Raw genomic sequence first — 1,497 nt, 5'->3', positions numbered from 1 at the left:
AGACCATCCCCAACTTCGCGCTGGCCATCGTGCTGGTGGCAATCTTCGAGCCGACGCTGGCCTCGATCACGCTGGCCATCGCCATCGTCTCGTGGCCGCCGGTGGCACGCCTCGTGCGGGCCGAGGTCATGTCGGTGCGCAAGCGCGAATTCGTCGACGCCGCGACCCTCGCGGGCCTGTCGAAGCCGCGCATCCTCGTGCGGCAGGTGCTGCCCAACACGGTCTCGCCGATCATCGTCATGGCCTCGCTCATGGTGGCGACGGCGATCCTTCTGGAAAGCTCGCTCTCGTTCCTCGGCCTCGGCGATCCCAACGCCATGAGCTGGGGCTACATGATCGGTGCCGCGCGCACCGTCATCCGTTCGAGCTGGTGGCTGAGTTTCTTCCCGGGCGTGGCGATCATCATCACCGTTCTCGCGCTGAACCTCATCGGCGAAGGCCTCAACGATGCACTGAACCCGCACCTCTCCCGAAAGGGCAAGGCATGAGCACGACACTGACCATCGAGCACCTCTCCATCGGCCTGCCCGAGGGCGCCGACCGGCCCTTCGCGGTCGAGGACGTGAGCTTCGCCATCGACAAAGGCGAGATCCTCTGCGTCGTGGGCGAATCCGGCTCCGGCAAGTCGATGACCGCCAACGCGCTGATGGGGCTGCTGCCCCCCGGCGTGACGGTCAAGGCGGGCCGCGCCATGTTCGAGGCGCGCGACGTGCTGCGCCTGCCTGAGAGTGAGAAGCAGGCGCTGCGCGGCGCGCAGGTCGCGATGATCTTCCAGGAGCCGATGACGGCGCTGAACCCGCTGATGCGGATCGGCGACCAGATCGCCGAGGTCTTCGCCGCCCACGACCGCTACACCCAGTCGGAACGGCGCGAGCGGGCGCTGGCGCTGATCCGCGAGGTGCAGCTGCCGGACCCCGAGAAGATCATCCGCGCCTATCCCTTCCAGCTGTCCGGCGGGCAGCGGCAGCGGGCGATGATCGCCATGGCGCTGGCGCTGGAGCCGAAGCTGCTGATCGCGGACGAGCCCACCACGGCGCTCGACGTGACGACGCAGGCGCAGATCCTGAAGCTGATCCTCGACCTGCGCGAGCGGCGGGGCATGGCGGTGATGTTCATCACCCACGACTTCGGCGTGGTGGCGGAGATCGCCGATCAGGTCATCGTCATGCGCGAGGGCAAGGTGGTCGAGCGTGGCGCCGCGGCAACCGTGCTCAACGACCCGCAGCACGACTACACCCGGCGCCTGCTCGACGCGATCCCGACCGGGCGGCTGCCCGAGGCGCGCACGCTGTCCGAGACGCCCGCGCTCGAGATCAAGGGGCTGCGCAAGGTCTATCGCACCGGCGGCGGCTTCTTCCGTCCGGTGCGCGAGGTGCGGGCGGTGGACGACGTGTCGCTCTCGGTGGCGCGCGGCGAGGTGCTGGGCCTCGTGGGCGAGTCGGGTTCGGGCAAGTCGACGCTGGGCCGCACAGCGGTGCGGCTGGTGACGCCGGACGG

The 1,497-nt window shown here is 69.2% G+C and carries 2 protein-coding genes; both read left to right on the top strand.

Features of this window, described 5'->3' with window-relative positions; translation table 11 throughout:
- Positions 1-488, top strand: a 488-nt coding sequence (locus tag HC022_RS26385; RefSeq protein WP_167454360.1) for an ABC transporter permease, incomplete at its 5' end; no start/stop codon positions are given.
- Positions 485-1,497: ABC transporter ATP-binding protein (locus HC022_RS29750; RefSeq protein WP_167454359.1), on the top strand; the 1,013-nt coding region annotated here is incomplete at its 3' end. The genes HC022_RS26385 and HC022_RS29750, both read left to right, overlap by 4 nt.

The organism is Salipiger sp. HF18 (assembly GCF_011806505.1).
In the GTDB taxonomy this organism is placed as follows: Bacteria; Pseudomonadota; Alphaproteobacteria; order Rhodobacterales; family Rhodobacteraceae; genus Salipiger; species Salipiger thiooxidans.
The sequence above is the reverse complement of the archived record's forward strand: the minus strand, read 5'-3'. Positions and strand labels throughout refer to the sequence as shown.